Raw genomic sequence first — 20,338 nt, 5'->3', positions numbered from 1 at the left:
AATTCAAGGAGTTTTCAGTTCCGACTGCGCCGGAAGTGGGGCGAATTATAGAGAGATCTGAGGGGGCGTCAAGGACTTATTTCAACTTTGTTTCAAAGGCGGTGTTTTACGCGTTACCAACCGCGGAATTCGCCGCTCAAGCGCGGGAATGCGCAGGGCCAGCAGGAACAAACCAATAACGGCGTATATGGACCACTCTTTAAGATCAGCCCGCACCACCCAGAGAAAGTGCAGCAAGCCCAACCCGAGGATGACATACACCAGCTTGTGCAACTTCTTCCAGCGAGCACCCAGGCGACGCTGGCTGTAGCGGTTGGATGTCACCGCCAATATCAGCAAACCGACAAATCCCAGCATGCCGACAATAATGTAGGGACGCTTGCTCAGCTCTACGCCCAACTGCCCCCAGTCCAGGCCAAGCACGAAGAACATGTAGGCACTGAGGTGCAGCACTATATAAGCAAAGCACCACAATCCCAGCTGGCGCCGCGAGACGATCCAGCCCGACCACCCGGTAAGGCGCTGCAAGGGCGTCATGCTCAGGGTTATCAACAGGAAGATCAAAGCCCCTAGCCCCAGGCGATCAACGAGGATCTTGCCCGGGTCCGGCCCAAGGGCCTCCATGGCCGCTTCATATAACCACCACAGCGGCCAGATACTGGCCAGGATAAAGATGCCAAGCCTGAACAGTGGATAGCGCATCAGTAGTTCTTCCGCAGGTCGAGGCCACTGTAAAGCCCTGCCACTTCTTCGGCATAGCCATTGAACATCTGCGTGGGCCGCACATTGGGGCTGAACAGGCCGCTGGGCAGGCGCCGCTCACGTGCCTGGGTCCAGCGCGGGTGATCGACCTCGGGGTTGACGTTGGCATAGAAGCCATATTCATCCGGGGCAATCGCCTGCCAGGTGGTACGTGGCTGTTCTTCGACCAGGCTGATGCGCACGATCGACTTGATGCTCTTGAACCCATACTTCCATGGCACCACCAAACGCAACGGCGCGCCGTTCTGGTTGGGCAGTTCACGCCCGTACATGCCGACGGCGAGAATGGCCAGCGGGTTCATCGCCTCATCCAGGCGCAAGCCTTCTATATAAGGCCAGTCGATCAGGGCAAAGCTTGAGCGCTGACCAGGCATGGTCTTCGGGTCCTGCAACGTTTCGAAGCGAATGTAGCGGGCCTTGGAGGTTGGCTCGACCTGCTTGAGCAGTGCCGAAATCGGAAAGCCCAACCAGGGGATGACCATCGACCAGGCCTCCACGCAGCGCAGACGATAGATGCGCTCCTCCAGCTGGTAGGGCTTTATGAAGTCTTCGAGGGCATAACGCCCGGGCTTGCCGACCTCGCCATCCACCACCACGGTCCAGGGTTCGGTTTTCAGGCTGCCGGCATTGGCCGCCGGATCACCCTTGTCGGTACCGAACTCATAGAAATTGTTGTAGTGGGTGGCGTCCTTGAAAGGCGTGGTCGCCTCCCCCGGCGCGGTTACGGCTTGCCACTGGGTAGCGGCGAGCTTGTCGTTGAACCAGCCTGGCGCCCTGCCCGCCTCGACATCGGCATAGCGCGATGGATCGGCAGCACTGGCCCAGCGTGGCAGCGCGGTTGCCGCCAGGGCAGCCAGCGACCCACCAAGCATGGCGCGGCGAGAGACATAGAGAGATTCGGGGGTGACGTCCGATTCTTTGCAATCGGAGGCTTTGGGCAGCTTGATGAGCATGATGGCTCCGTAGAACTGGAGGACTGATGCACCAGTAGACTACGGAGCCCTAGCGAAATTACATCACTCGATGTTTTTCCGCCGACGCATGCGCAACAGGTATTGCACAGGACCGGAGGCCGCATAGCCGAGGAACACCAGCAGCAGGATGCGCGGCGGGTCACTGAAGACTACCGCGAACACCAGCACCACGGCGAGGATCGCTACGAACGGCACGCGCCCCTTGAGGTCCAGCTCCTTGAAGCTGTTGTACTTGATGTTGCTGACCATCAGCATACCGGCCGCCGCCACCAGCAGCGCCACCAGGAACGACAGCTTCGAGCCCTGGATGCCGTAGTCGCTGAAAGCCCAGACGGTACCGGCCACCACGCCGGCTGCCGCCGGGCTGGCCAGGCCGATGAAGTAACGCTTGTCGGCCTTGCCGACCTGGGTGTTGAAGCGCGCCAGACGCAGCGCGGCGCCAGCGACATAGATGAAGGCAACCATCCAGCCGACCTTGCCCATGTCACCCAAGGCCCAGCCGAAGGCCAGCAATGCCGGGGCGACACCGAAGGCAACCATGTCCGACAGCGAGTCGTACTCGGCACCGAAGGCGCTCTGGGTGTTGGTCATGCGTGCCACGCGGCCGTCCAGGCCATCAAGGACCATGGCGACAAAAATGGCGATGGCGGCGAAGGCGAAATACTTGCTCGCCTCGCGTGGATCACCCGCACTGAGGGCCGCCTGGGCACTCATAGAGTTGATGATCGAATAGAAACCGGCGAACAGGTTCGCAGTGGTGAACAGGTTGGGCAGCAGATAGATGCCGCGATGCCGAACCTTGCGTCCTTCGGCGTCATGCCCTTCTTCAACATGCTCATCGATCGGTAGCAGGCTTTCGGCGTCAGAGGCCTTGTTCGGCTCTTCGGGACGTTCGCTCATGGACATTACCTTGCAACGGTGTGGAAAGTTTCGACAGACGTCTGCGACGAGGGTTCGCCGACAAACGATGAAGCTTTATACCAGAAGCTGACCGCCTAAACGAAAAAACGCGGCCGAAGCCGCGTTTTCATCGCATCAGGACAAGATCAGTTCTTGGCCTTGTCGACGATTTTGTTCGCTGCGATCCAAGGCATCATCGAGCGCAGTTGCTCGCCGATGACTTCGATGCCGTGGGCAGCGTTGTTACGACGCTTGGCGGTCATCGAAGGGTAGCCGGTGGCGCCTTCGCTGATGAACATCTTGGCGTATTCGCCGTCCTGGATGCGCTTCAGAGCGTTGCGCATGGCCTGGCGGGATTCGGCGTTGATGACTTCTGGGCCGGTCACGTACTCGCCGTACTCGGCGTTGTTGGAGATCGAGTAGTTCATGTTGGGGATACCGCGTTCGTACATGAGGTCAACGATCAGCTTCAGTTCGTGCAGGCACTCGAAGTAGGCCATTTCTGGCGCGTAGCCCGCTTCAACCAGGGTTTCGAAACCGGCTTTGACCAGCTCGACGGTACCGCCGCAGAGAACGGCTTGTTCACCGAACAGGTCGGTTTCAGTCTCGTCCTTGAAGGTGGTTTCGATGATGCCGGTACGGCCGCCACCGACGCCCGCGGCGTACGACAGGGCAACGTTTTTGGCATTGCCGGAAGCGTCCTGGTAGATCGCGATCAGGTCAGGGATGCCGCCGCCTTTGACGAACTCGGAACGTACGGTGTGACCTGGCGCTTTTGGCGCGATCATGATCACGTCCAGGTCGGCGCGTGGAACGACCTGGTTGTAGTGGATGGCGAAACCGTGGGAGAAGGCCAGGGTGGCGCCTTTCTTGATGTTCGGCTCGACTTCGTTCTTGTACAGCTGGGACTGGAACTCGTCCGGGGTCAGGATCATGACCAGGTCGGCACCGGCAACAGCGGTCGCTACATCGGCAACTTTCAGGCCGTGAGCTTCGGCTTTGGCAACGGTGTTCGAACCTTTACGCAGACCGACAGTGACGTCCACACCGGAGTCCTTCAGGTTGCACGCCTGAGCGTGGCCCTGGGAGCCGTAACCGATGATGGCAACTTTCTTGCCCTGGATGATGGAAAGGTCACAGTCTTTGTCGTAATAAACTTTCATGAAAATACCCCTGTTATCTCGGCCCATAGGGCCATCGCTAATTTTTTGAGTTAGATGCTGAGCACTTTGTCGCCACGGGCAATGCCGGTAACGCCGCTGCGCACTGTTTCGAGAATGGACGCGGTACCGATGGCCTGAATGAAGCTGTCAAGCTTGTCGCTGGCGCCAGTCAGCTGAACGGTATAGACGCTGCTGCTGACGTCGACGATCTGCCCACGATAGATATCGGTGGTGCGTTTGATCTCCGCGCGCTGGGCGCCCGTGGCCTTGATCTTGACCAGCATCAGTTCACGTTCGATGTGCGCGCTTTCCGAGAGGTCGACCAGCTTGACGACTTCAACCAGCTTGTTCAGGTTTTTGGTGATCTGCTCGATCACCTCATCATGACCGACCGTGGTCAACGTCAGACGCGACAGGGTCGGGTCTTCGGTTGGCGCCACCGTCAGGCTTTCGATGTTGTAGTTACGCTGCGAGAACAGACCGACCACGCGAGACAAGGCACCGGGTTCGTTTTCCAACAGCAGGGAAATAATGTGCCGCATGATTAGGTACGCTCCGTCTTGCTCAGCCACATGTCGCGCATGGAGCCGTCTTTGATCTGCATCGGGTAGACGTGCTCGCTGTTGTCGACCTGGATATCGATGAACACCAGGCGGTCTTTCATGGCGAACGCTTCCTCGAGCTTGGGCTTGAGGTCTTTCAGGCTGGTGATGCGGATACCCACGTGACCATAGGCCTCGGCCAGCTTGACGAAGTCAGGCAGCGATTCCATGTAGGAGTGCGAGTGACGGCTGTTGTAGGCCATGTCCTGCCATTGGCGGACCATGCCCAAGACGCCGTTGTTCAGGTTGACGATCTTCACCGGCAGGTCGTACTGCAGGCAGGTCGACAGCTCCTGGATGTTCATCTGGATGCTGCCCTCGCCGGTAACGCAGGCAACGTCCTGGTCCGGGAAGTTCAACTTCACGCCCATGGCCGCCGGGAAACCGAAGCCCATGGTGCCCAGGCCGCCGGAGTTGATCCAGCGATTGGGTTTGTTGAAGCGGTAGTACTGCGCCGCGAACATCTGGTGCTGACCCACGTCGGAGGTAACAAAGGCATCGCCCTTGGTCACTTCGCAGAGGGTCTCGATCACGGTCTGCGGCTTGATCACGCTGCCGTCGCCCTTGTCGTAAGGGAACATGTCGCGATCGCCACGCCATTCTTCGATCTGCTTCCACCAGGCGTCCATGGCGGCTTTGTCTGGCTGCTCGCCGATTTCGCGCAAGGTCGCGACCATTTCGCTCAGCACGCTCTCGACCGGGCCAACAATCGGCACGTCGGCCTTGATGGTCTTGGAGATCGACGCCGGGTCGATGTCGATGTGGATAACCTTGGCGTTCGGGCAGAACTTGGCCGGGCCGTTGACCACGCGGTCGTCAAAGCGCGCACCGACAGCGAAAATCACGTCAGCGTGGTGCATGGCCAGGTTGGCGGTGTAGCTGCCGTGCATGCCGAGCATGCCGAGGAACTGGCGATCGGTACCCGGATAGCCGCCCAGGCCCATCAAGGTATTGGTGACCGGCAGATTGAGCATCTGCGCAACTTCGGTCAGGGCTGCAGAGCCGCCGCCGAGGATCACACCGCCACCGGCATAGACCACTGGACGCTTGGCAGCCAGCAACATCTCGGCAGCCTTGCGGATCTGCCCCGAGTGGCCACGAACAGCCGGGCTGTAGGAACGCATCTTGACCTTTTTGGGGTAGACGTATTCGAACTTTTCCGCAGGGTTGGTCATGTCTTTGGGGATATCGACCACGACCGGGCCCGGGCGACCGGATTGCGCCAGATAGAAAGCTTTTTTCAGGATTTCAGGGATTTCCGAGGCGTGTTTGATCATGAAGCTGTGCTTCACGATCGGCCGGGAAATACCGATCATGTCGGTTTCCTGGAAGGCATCGGTACCGACCATGGTGCTGGGCACCTGACCGGAGAGGATGACCATCGGAATGGAGTCCATGTACGCGGTGGCAATACCGGTGATGGCATTGGTCGCGCCAGGGCCCGAGGTCACCAGTACCACGCCGGCCTTGCCGGTGGCACGGGCGTAACCGTCCGCCATATGGGTTGCGGCCTGCTCGTGACGAACCAGGATGTGGCTTACTTCCGGTTCTTTGAACAGGGCATCGTAAACATGAAGGAGAGCACCACCAGGGTACCCGTAGATGTGCTTAACGCCTTCGTCACGCAAAAAGCGGACGACCATCTCAGCGCCAGATAAAAGCTCCACGTTGTTCACCTCTAAAACGCCAGAATACCGTCCACGGTGGACGGGTCTTAATAGGTTTACTGCCAAGCAGAGCATGAGCGACGAAATCGCCGACTACGTCAGCACTGACTGAGCAAGTATTGGGAGCGCCCCAAAGTGTTGCGGGGTTTTCCCACCCAGCGCGAGGTAACGCGTTGCGGGGTGTAACAGGTCGGCGCGGGTGTGCGCCTCATGATCTGCTTAGCGGGTCTGCTTCTGGCAGTCCCTCTACAGCGGAATCTGGATTCTTCTTTTTCGGCGCGCGCAAGTCAAGAAAAATTATTGCCAATTTCGCCCAAGGACTATCTACAGCCACCACTAATACCAGTGACAGCAGCAGAAATACTAACAATACAAACAAAAAGAGCCACAATCTGTGGCTCCAAGGGTGAAAAGAGGGAAATTCAGGCAGAAGGACTGATCAATTGGTCAAACTCTGCTAGCAGCCTGCGTAGCTCGCGGCTTTGCTCCGGGCGGTCGACGTATACCGTTTCAGCCATGACTAGGATCCCGGAGGCATTTGGCAGCGCCAGTCCGTTCTCGAGAATCACTTTCATTCTTGGCAGGAAAATCCACTGCAGCCACTGATCGAAGTTCATGCTGTCGACCGCAAAGGGCACTGTGCTTGCCAGCGCCTCGGGGCTTGGCGGCTGCTCGCTCCACCAGCCCTGGACGTGCAGCTCGCGCTCGATCAACAGCAGGTGATCGGCGATATCGAGGATGCGTTGATCCATTACAGGTTGACCTGGGCTTTCTGCCGGGCCAGCGCTGCACCGGCCGAGTCACCCTGCTTTTCGCGCGACTGGGCAATGATGTTCCACAGCCCGGCCTGCAGGTCGGGGCGACCGTTGGCGTAGGTCAGGGCGCGGCGCGCCAGTTGCTCGGACTGCGCAGCATCGCCCTGGGCCAGGCGTACCTGGGCCAGACGGTAAAGCACCTGCGGCTCGCGCGGGGCAATGCGCTGGGCACGCTCCAGGCTCGACGAAGCGCCGTTGTAGTCGCCGCCGCTCTGCTGTTGCTGGGCGGTGGTCAGCAGCGCCAGCACCGGGCCGTCGAGCTGTTCGTCAGCCGACAGGCCACCGCTGGCAGCGCTGGAGCGCGGAATGCCGCTCGGTGCACTCGGCGCGCTGGTGCTCGGCATGGTGTAGCTGCCGGCGTTGGTCGAGCTGCTGTCGAACGGCGTCGTACTGCTCGGGCCCGGAGTAATGGGGCCGGTGCTGATCGGCGCGGCGCCGGTGGACGCCGGGAAGGTCTGGATCGGTGCGGCGCCGGAACCCTGCGGGACCATGACCATCACCCCGGAGTCCTGCGGCACGGCTTGCGCCTGGCGTGTACCGTTATTGACCTGCGCCGGCGCGCCACGGTTGGCCGTGACCCGCTCGCTGTTGGAGACCCGGGTACTGGAGTCGACCACGGGAATGGAGCCGCGCGGATTGCTGGCGCAGCCATTGAGCAAAGCCAGCGCCGTCAAGGCTGGAAACCACCACTTGTTCACTGCACACCCTCTCTAGGCTAATGCTTAATTCATCCAACCCTTGACCCAGTCCATGACGGACTCGGCAGGATCCGGCTCGCCGCCACAGGCGGCCCCGGCCGGCGGTTCACTTCCGCGAATATACGGCATCTGCACCGCACCCGGGCAACTGGCATCCGAGCCCTGGCCGCTATGCGGATCGATCCAGGCCTGCACCACGTTGTCGGGCAGCGGCATGTCCAGCGGCAGCGGGTCGGCCTTGCGCATGAAGCTGGTCCAGACCTGCAGCGCACCGGTGGCTCCGGTAAACGGCGTTTTGCCGTTGTCGTCACGCCCCAGCCACACCACTGCCAGCAAATCCTGGCTGAAGCCTGCGAACCAGCTGTCGCGAGAATCGTTACTGGTACCGGTCTTGCCCGCCAGGTTCAACGAGCTTGGCAGCACACTGTAGACCGAACGCCCGGTACCTTCGCGCATGACCCGCTGCATGGCGTTCTGCACCAGATAAATGGCGCCCGGATCGAAGGTTTGCTGGATCTGGAACGGATAGCGCTTGAGCGGCTCGCCTTCGGCGGTGAGCACGCTGCGAATACCGCGCATCGGCGTGTTGAAGCCGCCATTGGCCAGGGTCTGGTACATGGTTGCGACTTGCATCGGCGACATGCCACCGGCGCCGAGCATCATCGACGGGAACGCCGGCCAGTCGACGTTGACGCCCAGCCGGCCGATGGTTTTCAGTACGTTCGGCACGCCCAGTTCCAGGCCGAGCTTGGCGGTCGACAGGTTGTAGGAGTTGGCCAGGCCCTGATACAGATAAATGGTGCCGTGGGAACGACGGTCGTAGTTCTGCGGCTTCCACACCTGGCCATCGGCGCCTTTGACCGAGAACGGCTCGTCCTGCACCCACGTGGTCAGGGTGTATTTGCTCGGTTTTTCCAGGGCGGTCAGGTACACCGCCGGCTTGACCAGCGAGCCGATCGGCCGTACCGCGTCGATCGCGCGGTTAAAGCCGGCAAAACCTGCCTGGCGGCTACCGATCAGGGCCTGGACTTCGCCGGTCTCCGGGTTGGTCACAACCATCGCCGCTTCGACTTCATCGGCGCCCTTGCGCCCGGCCAGACGCTTGAAGGTCTCGCCCATGGCCGCTTCGGATTTCATCTGCAGGATCGGATCGAAGCTGGTGAAGATGCGCAGGCCTTCTTCGGTCAAGTCTTCGTCACGGTAGTCCTGGCGCAGCTGGCGCTTGACCAGGTCGAGGAAGCCCGGGTAGGAGCTGTCGGCCAGGCTGCCGCGCTTGGTCACACCCAGTGGCATTTTCTTCGCTGCTTCCACCGCTTCCGGGGTGGCCACGCCCTGTTCGGCCAGCAGGTCGAGCACCAGGTTACGCCGCACCGTCGCCCGCTCCGGGTAGCGCCGCGGGTTGTAATAGGAAGGGCCCTTGACCATGCCGACCAGCAAGGCGATCTGGTGCAGCTTGAGCTCCGACAGCGGCTGGCTGAAGAAGAACTGGCTGGCCAGGCCGAAGCCGTGCACCGCACGCTGGCCGTCCTGACCAACGAACACTTCGTTGAGGTAGGCCTCGAGGATTTCGCGCTTGTCGTAATGCAGCTCAAGCAGCAGGGCCATCATCGCTTCATTGAGCTTGCGGCTGAGGCTGCGTTCGTTGGTCAGGTAGAAGTTCTTCACCAACTGCTGGGTCAGGGTACTGCCGCCCTGGCGCATGGCGCCGGACGAGGTGTTGACCCACACTGCCCGGGCAATGGACTTGGGCGACACGCCGAAGTGGTGATAGAAGTCGCGATCTTCCACGGCCACCAGGGTTTCCAGCAGGTACGGCGGCACCTGGTCGATCTTGATCAGGATGCGGTCTTCGAGGTTTTTCGGGTACAGGCCGCCGATCAGCAGCGGCTCAAGGCGCACCACGTCGAGTTTCGAGCCGTTGGCGCCACTGAGCCCGGCAACATAGTCGCCAGAGAAGCGCACGCGCACCGCTTGTGCGCTTTCCATGCCTTCATAGAACTGAAAGCCACGGGTATTGAGATCGACGGTATTGCCGTTGACTGCCGCCGCACCCGGGCCATTGGCGACGCTTTCGCGGCGATAGCCGAGGGCATCGAGCTCGATGAGGAAGTCGGCCTTGCTCAGCTTCTGGCCGACGAACAGCTCCAGCGGCCGGGCATACACCTTGGCCGGGATGGTCCAGCGCTTGCCGGAGAATTTCTCCTGGACCACAGCATCGAGGTAAATGGCATAGCCCGCCACCAGCACAAGGCCGACCAGGCTGAGCTTCAAGGCCCAGCCCAGCCAGGCACGCGAGCGGCCAGACGGGCGTTTTTTAGCGGTACGGGGGGATCGGGATCGAGTCATGGCGGCGGATTATACGCACTTTATCAATCATCGACAGGCGCCCTCCGGCGGTTTGCACCAGCCCCGCTTGCGGCCATAATGGCCGATTCGAATCTCCGACCCAGAAGGATCGCCCGTGAGCCAAGCCTTGATCACAGCCCTGCAGAATCCCGCCCTGTTCCCTCACCCGGTGAAGGCATTTCAGGTCATCGAGACGCATATCTCCTGGGTGCTGCTCACCGGTGACTATGCCTACAAGATCAAGAAGCCGATGAACTTCGGTTTCCTCGATTTTACCGAGCTGTCCCAGCGTGCCCACTTCTGCGCCGAAGAGCTGCGCCTGAACCAGCGCCTGACCGACGACCTGTACCTGGAAGTACTACCGATCACCGGCAGCGCCGAAGCGCCCCAACTGGGCGGCGAAGGCGAGCCGATCGAATACGCGCTGAAAATGCGCCAGTTCCCCCAGAGCCAGATGCTCAGCACCCTGCAGGCCAACAGCGAACTGACCGCCGCGCACATTGACCAGATGGCCGAGCAGATCGCCCGCTTCCACCTGGCGGCGCCAAAAGTTGCCGTCGAGCACCCGCTGGGCACGCCGGACAGCGTCATGGCCCCGGTCGAGCAGAACTTCGAGCAGATTCGCCCGTTCCTTTCCGACAAGGCCGACCTGCAGCAGCTCGATGCCCTGCAAGCTTGGGCCCAGGACAGCTTCAAGCGCCTGCATGGCCTGCTCGAGCAGCGCAAGGCCGAAGGTTTCATTCGCGAATGCCACGGTGACATCCATCTGGGCAACGCCACCCTGATCGATGGCAAGGTGGTGATTTTCGACTGCATTGAATTCAACGAGCCGTTCCGCCTGACCGACGTCTACGCCGATGCCGCGTTCCTGGCCATGGACCTCGAAGACCGCGGGCTGAAATCGCTGTCGCGCCGCTTCGTCAGCCAGTACCTGGAACTCACCGGTGACTACGCCGGCCTGGAACTGCTGAACTTCTACAAGGCCTACCGCGCCCTGGTGCGGGCCAAGGTCGCCCTGTTCAGCATGCCGGCCAACGCCGATGCGGTGCAGCGCGCCACTACCCTGCGCACCTACCGCAACTATGCCAACCTGGCGGAAAGCTACAGCGCCATCCCTTCGCGCTTTTTGGCCATCACCCATGGTGTGTCTGCAGTCGGCAAGAGCCACGTGGCCATGCGCCTGGTCGACGCCCTGGGCGCCATTCGCCTGCGTTCGGACGTCGAGCGCAAGCGCATGTTCGGTGAGCAAGCCAGCGCCAATGCCGGTCAGTTGCAAGCCGGCATCTATAGCGAAGACGCCAGTCAGGCCACCTACCAGCGTCTGCACCAGCTGGCCGAAACCATCCTGCGTGCTGGCTTCCCGGTAGTTATCGACGCCACCTACCTCAAGCACGAGCAGCGCCAGGCCGCCGCCGGCGTTGCCAGCGAAACCGGCGTGCCGTTCCTGATCCTCGACTGCAACGCCCCGGATGCGGTGATCGCTAGCTGGCTGGCCCAGCGTCAGGCCGATCAGAACGATCCGTCGGATGCCACCCTGGACGTGGTCAAGGCGCAACAGGCCAGCCGTGATCCGCTCAGCGCCGAAGAGCTGCTGCAAAGCAAGCGCGTGGAAACCAACGAAAGTGGCAGCCTCGACCTGTTGGTCAAGCAGATCCGCCAGCGCCTGCCCGGGCTCTGATACCACCCAGGACGTGAAGCAGTCGACAGTTCACGCCTGATTCCGGGCGCCCCCTTGGTGATGGCACTATAGTGTCACCACAAGTGCAAACAAGGAGGCGCCTCATGAATCAGCCACGGCAACTGGACAGCGCGCTGTATGCGCTGGTGCATGACGAACAGATCGCCAGTTTCAATCGCGAGAAACCCAAGGATGGCACCGTCGACTTTCGTGGCGGCGATTTTCGCGGGCTCGACCTGCGCGAGCTGGACACCACCGGCATCGACTTCACCGATGCTTACTTTCGCGCCTCCGACCTGCGCGGCCTGGACCTGCGTCACAACGGCCTGGAAGGCGCAAGCCTGGCCCATGCACAGATTTCCGGCACCTACTTTCCCAGCGAACTGAGCGCCGACGAGATTCTCATGTCGGTCAACTTCGGCACCCGCCTGCGCTACCGCACACGCTGACAGCAACCTTCGAAACCCCCGCCGGCCGTGGCCTGGCGGGGGCTTTCGGCTACCCGTCGGCACATGGATGGCAAAACGCCGCGTATTTCCCAAGTGCCGCTACACTGCTCATTGACCTGCCGCGATTACTAAATCAAGACCCGTTCAGCCGTCGCAAGGAGGCTTGATGAACGATGAACTCCAGCATCTGAAAAACCTTGGCAAGACTTCTGCGCAGTGGCTGCATGCGGTCGGCATCCACAGTGCTTCGGATCTACGCCGGCTGGGTGCGGTCAACGCCTACAAGGCCGTCCGTACCCGGGGTTTCCGGGCCTCGAAGGTGCTGCTGTACGCGATTGAAGGCGCCTTGCTTGATGTGCACTGGAACGATATTCCGGCTGAACGCAAGGAAGCCCTGAACCAGCAACTCGACGGCAAAATTGCCGTACAGAAAAATAATCGGGAATTTTGAATCACGACGCTTGACTACGAAATGAGAATCGTTATGATTATCACAACTGGTCGCGAGACTGGTTGGGTAACCTGAAAGCCCCTGGTTCGGACTCTCAGATTATCTCCTCATCAGGCTAATCACGGTTATTGACCCGGCACTTTGCCGGGTCTTTTTTTGCCTGGGCTTTTTACTCGCCCTTACGCATCTGCGCGCAGTAGTCCTGCTCCGGCAAGGCCGGGGTGTACCAGACATAATCAGCCATCTGCGCATCAACCCCCTGCCCCACTTCGGCGAGCATCAACACCTGCGTGCCGGCTTCGGCGCCCAGGTCGGCCAAATGCAAGGGCACGCCGATGTCCTTGCGCACGTGATAGCCACCGGCTAACAGCAACGCTGGCTGTGGCGCGGCCAGCAGGCGCTCGGCCATACGCCGGTCGCGCTGTTGCTGAACCGCCAGCATCGCCGGCAACTGGCTTTCGGGCAGCAGGCCGCAATGGGACTCCCGGACTTGCTCCAGCAGCACGGCCCGGACCTTGGCGGCGGTCGAGCGCTCACCTTTCAAGGGTGGCGGCTGGCGATAGAGGCTGCGCACCTCCTCGGTGTCGAGGTTGGCGGCCAGCAACGGGTAAGGCTGGCCCAGGGCCTCGCGGACGATCGGTCCGTACAGGGCCCAATCCCAGCCTTGCTGCCAGCCAAGCGCCAGCGGCAGATCGGCCGGCAAGGCCCTCTGCTTCAGCGCATCGACCTTGGCTTGCTGCACCGGCTGGAGCATCTCCAGCAGCAGGCTGCCCTGCGGCCGTTGCCTCTGCAGGGCGCGCAGCAGCCACAACTGCAGGGCATGGTGGTCGGGGTTGTCGTGTTTCTCGCCTACCAGCAGCCGCGGCGCCTGCGCCAGCCGCTCCAGCAGTTGCGCGGGCGTCAACAGGCGCCCGCTGCTCAGCTCACGAATCTGCCCAAGCTCGGCATGCTCGCGGCCTTCGGGGCTTTGCCAGGCGGGCAATGGCGGTACTTCGGCTCGGGACTGGCAGCCGGCGAGCCCCCAGACCAGCAACAGCAACAATGCGGGCAAGCGGGGACAACGCATGGGCGGTACTCCTAACGGGCGATGATCAGCGGGTGCCCCCGCTCGGGGTGAGGCTGGACCAGCACATCGATGCCGAACACCGCCTTGAGCGAATCGGGGCGCAATACCTGCTGCGGGGTATCCAGGGCATGGCTGCGACCCTGTTCGAGCAAGAGGATACGATCACAGTAGCGTGCCGCCAGGTTCAGGTCATGAAGGATGACCATCACCGCGGCGCCGCGATCGGCGAATTCGCGCACCGCTTGCAAGGTGGTGTGCTGGTGCAGCGGGTCGAGCATCGAGGTCGGCTCGTCGAGCAGCAGGATGCGCCCGTCTTCGCCTGGCCACAGCTGCGCCAGTACCCGCGCCAGGTGCACGCGCTGACGCTCGCCACCAGAGAGCGCCAGATAGCTGCGCCCGAGCAGGTGGCCGGCATCGGCCGCCTGTAGGGCCGCGTCGATGATCTGCTGGTCGCGCTCAAGACCGGTTTTATGCGGCAAGCGACCCATGCCGACCACTTCTTCGACCTTGAAGGCAAAGCCCAGACTGGACACCTGCGGCAGCACCGCCAGGCGCTGGGCCCGCTGCTGCCCGGGCCAATCGCACAGCCCGCGGTCATCCAGGCTCACCCGTCCGTGGCTGGGATTCAACTCACCGCACATCACCCCGAGCAGGCTGCTTTTACCGGCACCGTTGGGGCCCAGCACGCCCAGTACCTGGCCGGGCTGCAGGGCCAGGCTGATATCGCTGAGGACCTGGTTTTCGCCACGGCGCAGCGACAGGTTTTCGACACACAGCATCAGGCACGCCCCCGCAACAGCAGATAGAGGAAGAACGGCGCACCGATGAACGCGGTAACGATACCGATCGGCAGTTCCGCAGGTGCCAGCGCCAAGCGGGCGATCAGGTCGGCGAACAGCAACAGCGAGGCACCGGCCAACAAAGATGCCGGCAGCAATACGCGGTGGTCCGGCCCGGCCAGCAAACGCACCAGGTGCGGCACCACCAGGCCGATAAAGCCGATCAGCCCCGCCGCCGCCACGGCCGCGCCCACCCCCAGCGCCGTGCAGAACACCAGTTCGCGCTTGAGCTTCTCGACCTCGATGCCCAGGTGACGGGCTTCGGACTCGCCCAGCAACAAGGCATTCAAGGCCTGGGCCCGGCGTGGCAGCCACAGCGAGACCCCCACGGTCACCAGCACCAGCGGCCACAGGCGCTGATAACTGGCGCCATTGAGGCTGCCCAGGTTCCAGAACGTCAGGGTGCGCAAGGTGGCGTCATCGGCCAGGTAAGTGAACAGCCCTACCGCCGCGCCGGCAAGGGCGGTCAAGGCGATGCCGGCAAGGAGCATGGTCGCCACGTTGGTCTGGCCATCGCGCCGGCCCAGGCGATACACCAGCGCCGTCACCCCCAGGCCACCAAGAAATGCACACAGCGATAACAGATAAGGGCCGAAGGCCTCGGGAATACCGCCCATCCACGAGCCGCCGACAATCGCCACTGCCGCACCGAGCGCGGCCCCCGCAGACACCCCGACCAGGCCGGGGTCGGCCAGCGGGTTGCGAAACAGCCCCTGCATCGCCACCCCGGACAGCGCCAGCACGGCACCCACGGCCAACCCCAGCAGGGTCCGTGGCAAGCGGATCTGGCCGAGGATCAGCTCGGCCTGCTCCAGCCCGTCGCCGGCCACCGGCAGCCCGATCAACCGGGCTCCGGCGCGCAGGGTATCGAACAACGGCAGGCTGACCGGCCCCAGCGCCAGCGACAACCAGATCGCCAACAGGCACAGCAGCGTCAGGGTGACGAACAGCGTGCGCGGCTTGACCAGCCGGTTCATTGCGCGGTCGGGTAAAAGGCGTGGGAAAGGTTCTGCAAGGTAACCGGCAGACGCGGGCCGAGCCCCCCCACCAGCAAAGTCGGGTCCAGTTCGATCAGGCGTTTGTTACGGGCGGCGCGCGAAACATTCAGGGCCGGGTTTTCCTTGAGCAGCGCCTGCAAGGCCTGCTCACCGCTGAGGCTGCGGTCGGCGAACACCAGCACATCCGGGTCAAGGGCTGCCAAGGCCTCGACAGAGAAGTTCTTGTAGCCTTCGTTATCCGCCAGGTTGCGCGCACCGGCCTGTTTGAGCAACCAGTCGCCAGCGGTGCCTTTGCCGGCGATCATCGGTTTGGAGCCGGCATGACCGACCAGCAGAATCACTCCGGGAGCGGCCTGGGTGGTTTGCAGTTGCTTGATGTTGCCCTGCAGCTCATCGAGTTGCCGGCGGTAGTCGGCGAACAGTTGCCGGGCTTGTTGCTCATTGCCGAGCAAGCGCCCCAGTTGCTGCAGGTTGCTTTCCACCGCACCCAGGTCGGGCTTGCTCGACAGCAGTTCGACCTTGACCCCGGCGCCGCGGATTTGCGCGAGCACCGGCGGCGGGCCCATTTCTTCGGTGCCCACCAGCACATCCGGACGCAGGCTCAGCACCCCTTCGGCGGACAGCTGGCGCTGATAACCGATACTCGGCAAGGCCTTGAGCGATTGCGGATGCTGACTGGTGGTATCGACCCCGACCAGCTTCTGCTCACCGCCCAGCGCCGCCACCCACTCGCTCAGTGCCCCACCGGCGCTGACCCAGCGCTGCGGTAAGGTGTCGGCCTGGACCAGGGTGTTGAACACAAGACCGGCACACAGGGCGATCAGGCGGGCACGTGGGCGCATAACAGGCTTCCTTGAATGAGGAGGAGCGGCAATCCGGGTGGATAATGCCGGGGACGCACGGTATAAAGCGTCCGATACGGCTGATGCAGGCAATTTGATAATTATTTGCATTTGCACGTCAAGCCGTCACTGTGACTTCGAGTAACCCTCACCATGCATTTTCTTTGTCATTCCGAGCACCTGGGCGAAGGCCAGAGCCGAGGCTTCAGTGTCAATGACCTGGGGATTTTCGCGGTCCGGCGTGCGGGCACAGTCTACCTGTACCGCAATCAATGCCCTCATCGTGGCATCCCCCTGAATTGGGAACCTGACGCCTTTCTCGACAGCAGCGCCAGCCTGATTGCCTGCGGGCGCCACGGCGCGCTGTTTCTGATCGAGTCCGGCGAATGCGTGGCCGGCCCTTGCGAGGGCGAGCAATTGACGGCCCTGAACTGTCGCGAAGACAGCCAGGGCATCTGGCTTATCGACTGAGCAACACCGGCAAAGGCCGATCGATATAAACCTGTTCGCCATCGATCCGCGTGCCGTAGGCAAGCACTTCGACGCCATCGGCCACCGCTGCGCGCAGGGCATCGGCATAGGCGCTGTCGATCTCGTCGGCAGGGCGTACGGCTTCGACCCCGCTGAGGTTCACACAATATAGCTGCACCGCGCGCACACCCTGGCGGGCCAGGGTCGCCAGCTCGCGCAGGTGCTTGGCACCGCGCTGGGTGACGGCGTCAGGGAAGGCGGCGACTGCCGAGTCGTCAAAGCCCAGGGTGACGCTCTTGACCTCGACATAGGCCGGCCCTTCGGCAAACTCCAGGCGAAAATCCACCCGGCTGTTCTCCTCGCCGTAAGCCACTTCGCGCTTGAGCCCGGTAAATCCGGCCAGTTCGCTGATGACGCCAGCACGCAAGGCTTCTTCCACCAGCGCGTTGGCGCGCCCGGTGTTGACACAGGCCAGGCGCCCCTGCGGGGTTTCACTGATTTCCCAGGTGCCGGGCAGCTTGCGCTTAGGGTCGTTGGAGCGGCTGAACCAGACCTGGCCGCCCTCGACCATGCAATTGAACATCGAGCCGGTATTGGGGCAATGGATGGTCATTTGCTCGCCGCTGGCCAGCTCGATGTCAGCCAGGAAGCGCTTGTAGCGGCGCAGCAAACGTGCGGTTTCAAGGGGTGGAGAAAAGCGCATCAGCCTTGCCAGCTCCGTAGTCCGCGGGCAATCCGCTCGACCGCCTCCTGCAGGCGCGGCAAGCTCTGGGTGTAGGCAAAGCGCACATGGTGCCCGGCCTGGTGGCGACCGAAGTCCAGGCCCGGGGTGAAGGCCACGTGCTCGGTTTCGAGGAAGTGCCGGCAGAAGGCAAAGGCATCGCCGCCAAAGGCGCTGATGTCGGCGTACAGATAAAAGGCACCCTGTGGCTCTACGGCTATCTTGAAGCCCAGCTCACGCAAGGCCGGCAAGAGGAAATCGCGGCGGCGGGCGAACTCGGCCCGACGTTCTTCGAGAATCGCCAGGGTGCCAGGCTGGAAACACGCCAGGGCGGCATGCTGGGCCATGCTCGGGGCACTGATGTAGAGGTTCTGCGCCAGCTTTTCGAGGTCAGCCACCGCAGCCGGTGGCGCCACCAGCCAGCCCAGGCGCCAGCCGGTCATGCCGAAATACTTGGAAAAACTATTCAGGACGAAGGCTTCGTCGTCGACTTCCAGCACGCTCGGTGCATCCATGCCGTAGGTCAGGCCGTGGTAGATCTCGTCCACCACCAAATGGCCGTTACGCGCGCGGGTGGCAGCCGAGAGGCTTGCCAGCTCATCGCGATCGAGCACCGTGCCGGTGGGGTTGGCAGGTGACGCCACCAGGGCGCCGACGGTGTCCTGGTCCCAGTAGCGCTCGACCAGGTCGGCGGTGAGTTGGTAATTGGCCTCGGGGCCGACCGGCACCAGTTGTGCGGCGCCTTCGACCAGGCGCAAAAAATGCCGGTTGCACGGGTAGCCGGGGTCGGCCAGCAGCCAGTGCTTGCCCGGGTCGACCAACAGGCTGGCGGCCAGCAGCAAGGCGCCGGAACCGCCCGGGGTGATGAGGATGCGCTGCGGGTCGATGCTCAGCCCGTAGCGCTGCTGGTAGAACCCGGCAATCGCTTCGCGCAGCGCCGGCAGCCCGCGGGCAGCGGTATAACGGGTATGCCCCTGGGCCAGTGCGGCCTGGCCGGCCTCGATGATCGGCGCGGCGGTGGTGAAATCCGGTTCGCCGATTTCCAGGTGGATCACGTCGCAGCCGCTCGCTTGCAGCTCGTTGGCGCGGGCCAGCAGGGCCATCACGTGGAAAGGTTCGATGGCGCGGCTGCGCGCACTGTAGGGCTGGGCCATTAGCCTTCTCTCAAAAGGGTCTAGAATAATGATTCTACCCACGCGCGGGGTCGAACGTGTGGCAAAAGCTGCGGTCCACTGCAAAGATCATCAAGGCCAGGTAGCGTTGCCCTGGCCTTGACAACCGGGAGTAGCGCACCCCGATTCGATCTGGTAAGTTCGGCGGCTCGCAGTCGCAGGGCCGGCGGGCGCCGGAGATGGAGCAGCCTGCGCAATGGATTAGAAAAGTGAGAGGCGGTCTATTCATGTCCACCCTAGAAAAGCAAAAAACTCAGACCATGTACGGTGTCGAGCCCTATCAGGTAACCAAGGGTGAAGAGTACATGGGCGATCCCATGCGCAAGCACTTCGTCAAACTCCTGGGTGCCTGGAAGCAGGAGCTGATGACCAGTGTGGACCGGACTGTGGACCACATGAAGGACGAGGCGGCCAATTTCCCGGACCCCGCCGACCGCGCCAGCCAGGAAGAAGAATTTGCCCTTGAACTGCGCAACCGCGATCGCGAGCGCAAGCTGATCAAGAAAATCGACAAGACCCTGCAGAAGATCCAGGACGAAGAATACGGCTGGTGCGACGCCTGCGGCGTTGAAATCGGTCTTCGCCGACTGGAAGCCCGCCCTACCGCGGACCTGTGCTTTGACTGCAAGGAAATCGCGGAGAAGAAAGAAAAAACGGTCGGCAAAGGCTGATCCTTCTCCCATCCGAACGGGGCGCATCAGGCGCCCCGTTTCATTTTCATACCTGCTCGCCATGAACGACTCCCGCTACATCGGACGCTTCGCCCCCACGCCCAGTGGATTTCTGCACTTTGGTTCGCTGGTCGCGGCCCTGGCCTCGTGGCTGGATGCCCGGGCAGTCGGCGGCACCTGGCTGGTGCGCATGGAAGACATCGACCCGCCCCGCGAAGCTCCCGGCGCCCAGGCCGCCATTCTGCAAACCCTGGAAAGCTACGGCCTGAAATGGGACGGCGAGGTGGTCTACCAAAGCCAGCGCCACGCGGCCTATGCCGAAGTGCTCGAGCGCCTGTTCCGCCAGGGCCTGGCCTACGCCTGCACCTGCTCGCGCAAGCAACTCGAAGGCTACAACGGCGTTTACCCGGGCCTGTGCCGCAATGCCGGGCATGCCTGCGAAGGCGCCGCCATCCGCGTGCGGGTGCCGGAGCTGGCCTACCATTTCGATGACCGCGTGCAGGGCCGTTTCGAACAGCACCTGGGCCGTGAGGTGGGTGACTTTGTCATTCGCCGTCGCGATGGCCTGTACGCTTATCAACTGGCGGTGGTGCTTGATGATGCCTGGCAGGGTGTGACCGATATCGTGCGCGGCGCCGACCTGCTGGATAACACCCCGCGCCAGCTGTACCTGCAGGAACTGCTGGGCCTGTCGCAGCCGCGTTACCTACACGTGCCGCTGATCGTGCAGCCTGACGGGCACAAGCTGGGCAAGTCCTACCGCTCGCCACCACTGGCCGCCGACCAGGCCACGCCCCTGCTACTGCGCGCCCTGCGCGCACTGGGGCAAAACACCGAAGCAGGCATGGAGTACGGTACCCCGGGCGAAGTGCTGGCGCATGCCGCATTGCACTGGAACCCCGACGCCCTGCCCCGGTGCCTGAGCGTGCCCGAGGCCGATCTGCACTGATCCCTGGGGGGCCCAGCCCCACAGAAAGCCCAGTAAATTCAATTCTTTGGCAAAAACCCACAAGCCCGTTACCATCGCCGCAGCCATTTGCGCCAATAATAAGT

General features: G+C 62.4%; 21 protein-coding genes. 6 read left to right on the top strand and 15 right to left on the bottom strand.

From position 1 onward, the window contains the following. Window positions 1-81: 81 nt before the first annotated feature. The 9 genes from msrQ to mrcB form a co-directional block, all read right to left on the bottom strand. Complete coding sequence (gene msrQ, locus ACIOVF_RS22920) at window positions 82-702, bottom strand: protein-methionine-sulfoxide reductase heme-binding subunit MsrQ (RefSeq protein WP_045199663.1); 621 nt, start codon at window positions 700-702, stop codon at window positions 82-84. Next, window positions 702-1,715: a protein-methionine-sulfoxide reductase catalytic subunit MsrP gene (gene msrP, locus ACIOVF_RS22915; RefSeq protein WP_401292662.1), complete on the bottom strand. Its 1,014-nt coding sequence runs from the start codon at window positions 1,713-1,715 to the stop codon at window positions 702-704. Before msrP ends, msrQ begins: the two co-directional genes overlap by 1 nt. A 63-nt stretch (window positions 1,716-1,778) precedes the next feature. Further along, window positions 1,779-2,636 (bottom strand): CDP-diacylglycerol--serine O-phosphatidyltransferase, encoded by an 858-nt coding sequence (gene pssA, locus ACIOVF_RS22910; RefSeq protein WP_010223018.1) that lies wholly within the window; start codon window positions 2,634-2,636, stop codon window positions 1,779-1,781. 146 nt (window positions 2,637-2,782) lie between these two features. Next, window positions 2,783-3,799: a ketol-acid reductoisomerase gene (gene ilvC / locus ACIOVF_RS22905; RefSeq protein ID WP_401292658.1), complete on the bottom strand. Its 1,017-nt coding sequence runs from the start codon at window positions 3,797-3,799 to the stop codon at window positions 2,783-2,785. A gap of 50 nt (window positions 3,800-3,849) precedes the next feature. Beyond that, the gene (gene ilvN, locus ACIOVF_RS22900) at window positions 3,850-4,341 is read right to left on the bottom strand and encodes an acetolactate synthase small subunit (RefSeq protein WP_010223016.1); all 492 of its coding nucleotides are present in this window, start codon (window positions 4,339-4,341) and stop codon (window positions 3,850-3,852) included. Between the two features lie 2 nt (window positions 4,342-4,343). Then, on the bottom strand, window positions 4,344-6,068 hold the full coding sequence (locus ACIOVF_RS22895; protein WP_195885054.1) for an acetolactate synthase 3 large subunit: 1,725 nt from the start codon (window positions 6,066-6,068) through the stop codon (window positions 4,344-4,346). A 422-nt stretch (window positions 6,069-6,490) separates the two neighbouring features. Then, window positions 6,491-6,820, bottom strand: coding sequence for a YqcC family protein (locus ACIOVF_RS22890; RefSeq protein WP_045199670.1), 330 nt, complete (start codon window positions 6,818-6,820; stop codon window positions 6,491-6,493). Further along, on the bottom strand, window positions 6,820-7,581 hold the full coding sequence (locus ACIOVF_RS22885; RefSeq protein WP_401292653.1) for a hypothetical protein: 762 nt from the start codon (window positions 7,579-7,581) through the stop codon (window positions 6,820-6,822). The genes ACIOVF_RS22890 and ACIOVF_RS22885 overlap by 1 nt, the downstream gene beginning before the upstream one ends. Before the next feature lie 24 nt (window positions 7,582-7,605). Then, entirely contained in the window at window positions 7,606-9,927 is a 2,322-nt protein-coding gene (gene mrcB, locus ACIOVF_RS22880) for a penicillin-binding protein 1B (protein WP_123565187.1), read from the bottom strand. A 115-nt stretch (window positions 9,928-10,042) separates the two neighbouring features. On the opposite strand from mrcB, the gene ACIOVF_RS22875 reads away from it, so the two are divergent. The 3 genes from ACIOVF_RS22875 (at window position 10,043) to ACIOVF_RS22865 (ending at window position 12,505) form a co-directional block, all read left to right on the top strand. Then, window positions 10,043-11,605 carry a bifunctional aminoglycoside phosphotransferase/ATP-binding protein gene (locus ACIOVF_RS22875; protein WP_045199676.1) on the top strand — a complete coding sequence of 521 codons (1,563 nt, stop codon included), beginning with the start codon at window positions 10,043-10,045 and terminating at the stop codon, window positions 11,603-11,605. Window positions 11,606-11,709: 104 nt separating this feature from the next. Further along, a complete protein-coding gene (locus tag ACIOVF_RS22870) occupies window positions 11,710-12,054 on the top strand; it encodes a pentapeptide repeat-containing protein (RefSeq protein WP_045199678.1) in 345 nt (114 codons plus the stop codon). Window positions 12,055-12,220: 166 nt separating this feature from the next. Further along, window positions 12,221-12,505 (top strand): TfoX/Sxy family protein, encoded by a 285-nt coding sequence (locus tag ACIOVF_RS22865; RefSeq protein WP_045199681.1) that lies wholly within the window; start codon window positions 12,221-12,223, stop codon window positions 12,503-12,505. A gap of 169 nt (window positions 12,506-12,674) precedes the next feature. Here the strand turns inward: ACIOVF_RS22865 and ACIOVF_RS22860 are convergent, their stop codons facing one another. From ACIOVF_RS22860 to ACIOVF_RS22845, 4 genes are read right to left on the bottom strand one after another with little or no spacing between them, the layout of a single operon-like run. Further along, window positions 12,675-13,571 carry a ChaN family lipoprotein gene (locus tag ACIOVF_RS22860; protein ID WP_401292648.1) on the bottom strand — a complete coding sequence of 299 codons (897 nt, stop codon included), beginning with the start codon at window positions 13,569-13,571 and terminating at the stop codon, window positions 12,675-12,677. An 11-nt stretch (window positions 13,572-13,582) separates the two neighbouring features. Then, complete coding sequence (locus ACIOVF_RS22855; protein WP_045199685.1) at window positions 13,583-14,350, bottom strand: heme ABC transporter ATP-binding protein; 768 nt, start codon at window positions 14,348-14,350, stop codon at window positions 13,583-13,585. After that, on the bottom strand, window positions 14,350-15,333 hold the full coding sequence (locus ACIOVF_RS22850; protein ID WP_176794317.1) for an iron ABC transporter permease: 984 nt from the start codon (window positions 15,331-15,333) through the stop codon (window positions 14,350-14,352). Before ACIOVF_RS22850 ends, ACIOVF_RS22855 begins: the two co-directional genes overlap by 1 nt. A 50-nt stretch (window positions 15,334-15,383) precedes the next feature. Beyond that, entirely contained in the window at window positions 15,384-16,250 is an 867-nt protein-coding gene (locus ACIOVF_RS22845; RefSeq protein WP_401292644.1) for a hemin ABC transporter substrate-binding protein, read from the bottom strand. 153 nt (window positions 16,251-16,403) lie between these two features. Here ACIOVF_RS22845 and ACIOVF_RS22840 point away from each other — a divergent pair, with 153 nt between their 5' ends. Then, window positions 16,404-16,721 (top strand): Rieske (2Fe-2S) protein, encoded by a 318-nt coding sequence (locus ACIOVF_RS22840; RefSeq protein ID WP_401292641.1) that lies wholly within the window; start codon window positions 16,404-16,406, stop codon window positions 16,719-16,721. Here the strand turns inward: ACIOVF_RS22840 and sfsA are convergent. Next, entirely contained in the window at window positions 16,711-17,424 is a 714-nt protein-coding gene (sfsA, locus tag ACIOVF_RS22835) for a DNA/RNA nuclease SfsA (RefSeq protein WP_401292638.1), read from the bottom strand. The genes ACIOVF_RS22840 and sfsA overlap by 11 nt on opposite strands. Beyond that, complete coding sequence (locus tag ACIOVF_RS22830) at window positions 17,424-18,596, bottom strand: pyridoxal phosphate-dependent aminotransferase (RefSeq protein ID WP_045199695.1); 1,173 nt, start codon at window positions 18,594-18,596, stop codon at window positions 17,424-17,426. The genes sfsA and ACIOVF_RS22830 overlap by 1 nt, the downstream gene beginning before the upstream one ends. Window positions 18,597-18,841: 245 nt before the next feature. Here ACIOVF_RS22830 and dksA point away from each other — a divergent pair, with 245 nt between their 5' ends. Beyond that, on the top strand, window positions 18,842-19,285 hold the full coding sequence (gene dksA / locus ACIOVF_RS22825) for an RNA polymerase-binding protein DksA (RefSeq protein WP_045199697.1): 444 nt from the start codon (window positions 18,842-18,844) through the stop codon (window positions 19,283-19,285). Between the two features lie 61 nt (window positions 19,286-19,346). After that, on the top strand, window positions 19,347-20,234 hold the full coding sequence (gene gluQRS, locus ACIOVF_RS22820; RefSeq protein ID WP_401292635.1) for a tRNA glutamyl-Q(34) synthetase GluQRS: 888 nt from the start codon (window positions 19,347-19,349) through the stop codon (window positions 20,232-20,234). Window positions 20,235-20,338 lie beyond the last annotated feature (104 nt).

Source organism: Pseudomonas sp. NPDC087612 (genome assembly GCF_044743505.1).
Classification (GTDB): Bacteria; Pseudomonadota; Gammaproteobacteria; order Pseudomonadales; family Pseudomonadaceae; genus Aquipseudomonas.
The sequence above is the reverse complement of the archived record's forward strand: the minus strand, read 5'-3'. Positions and strand labels throughout refer to the sequence as shown.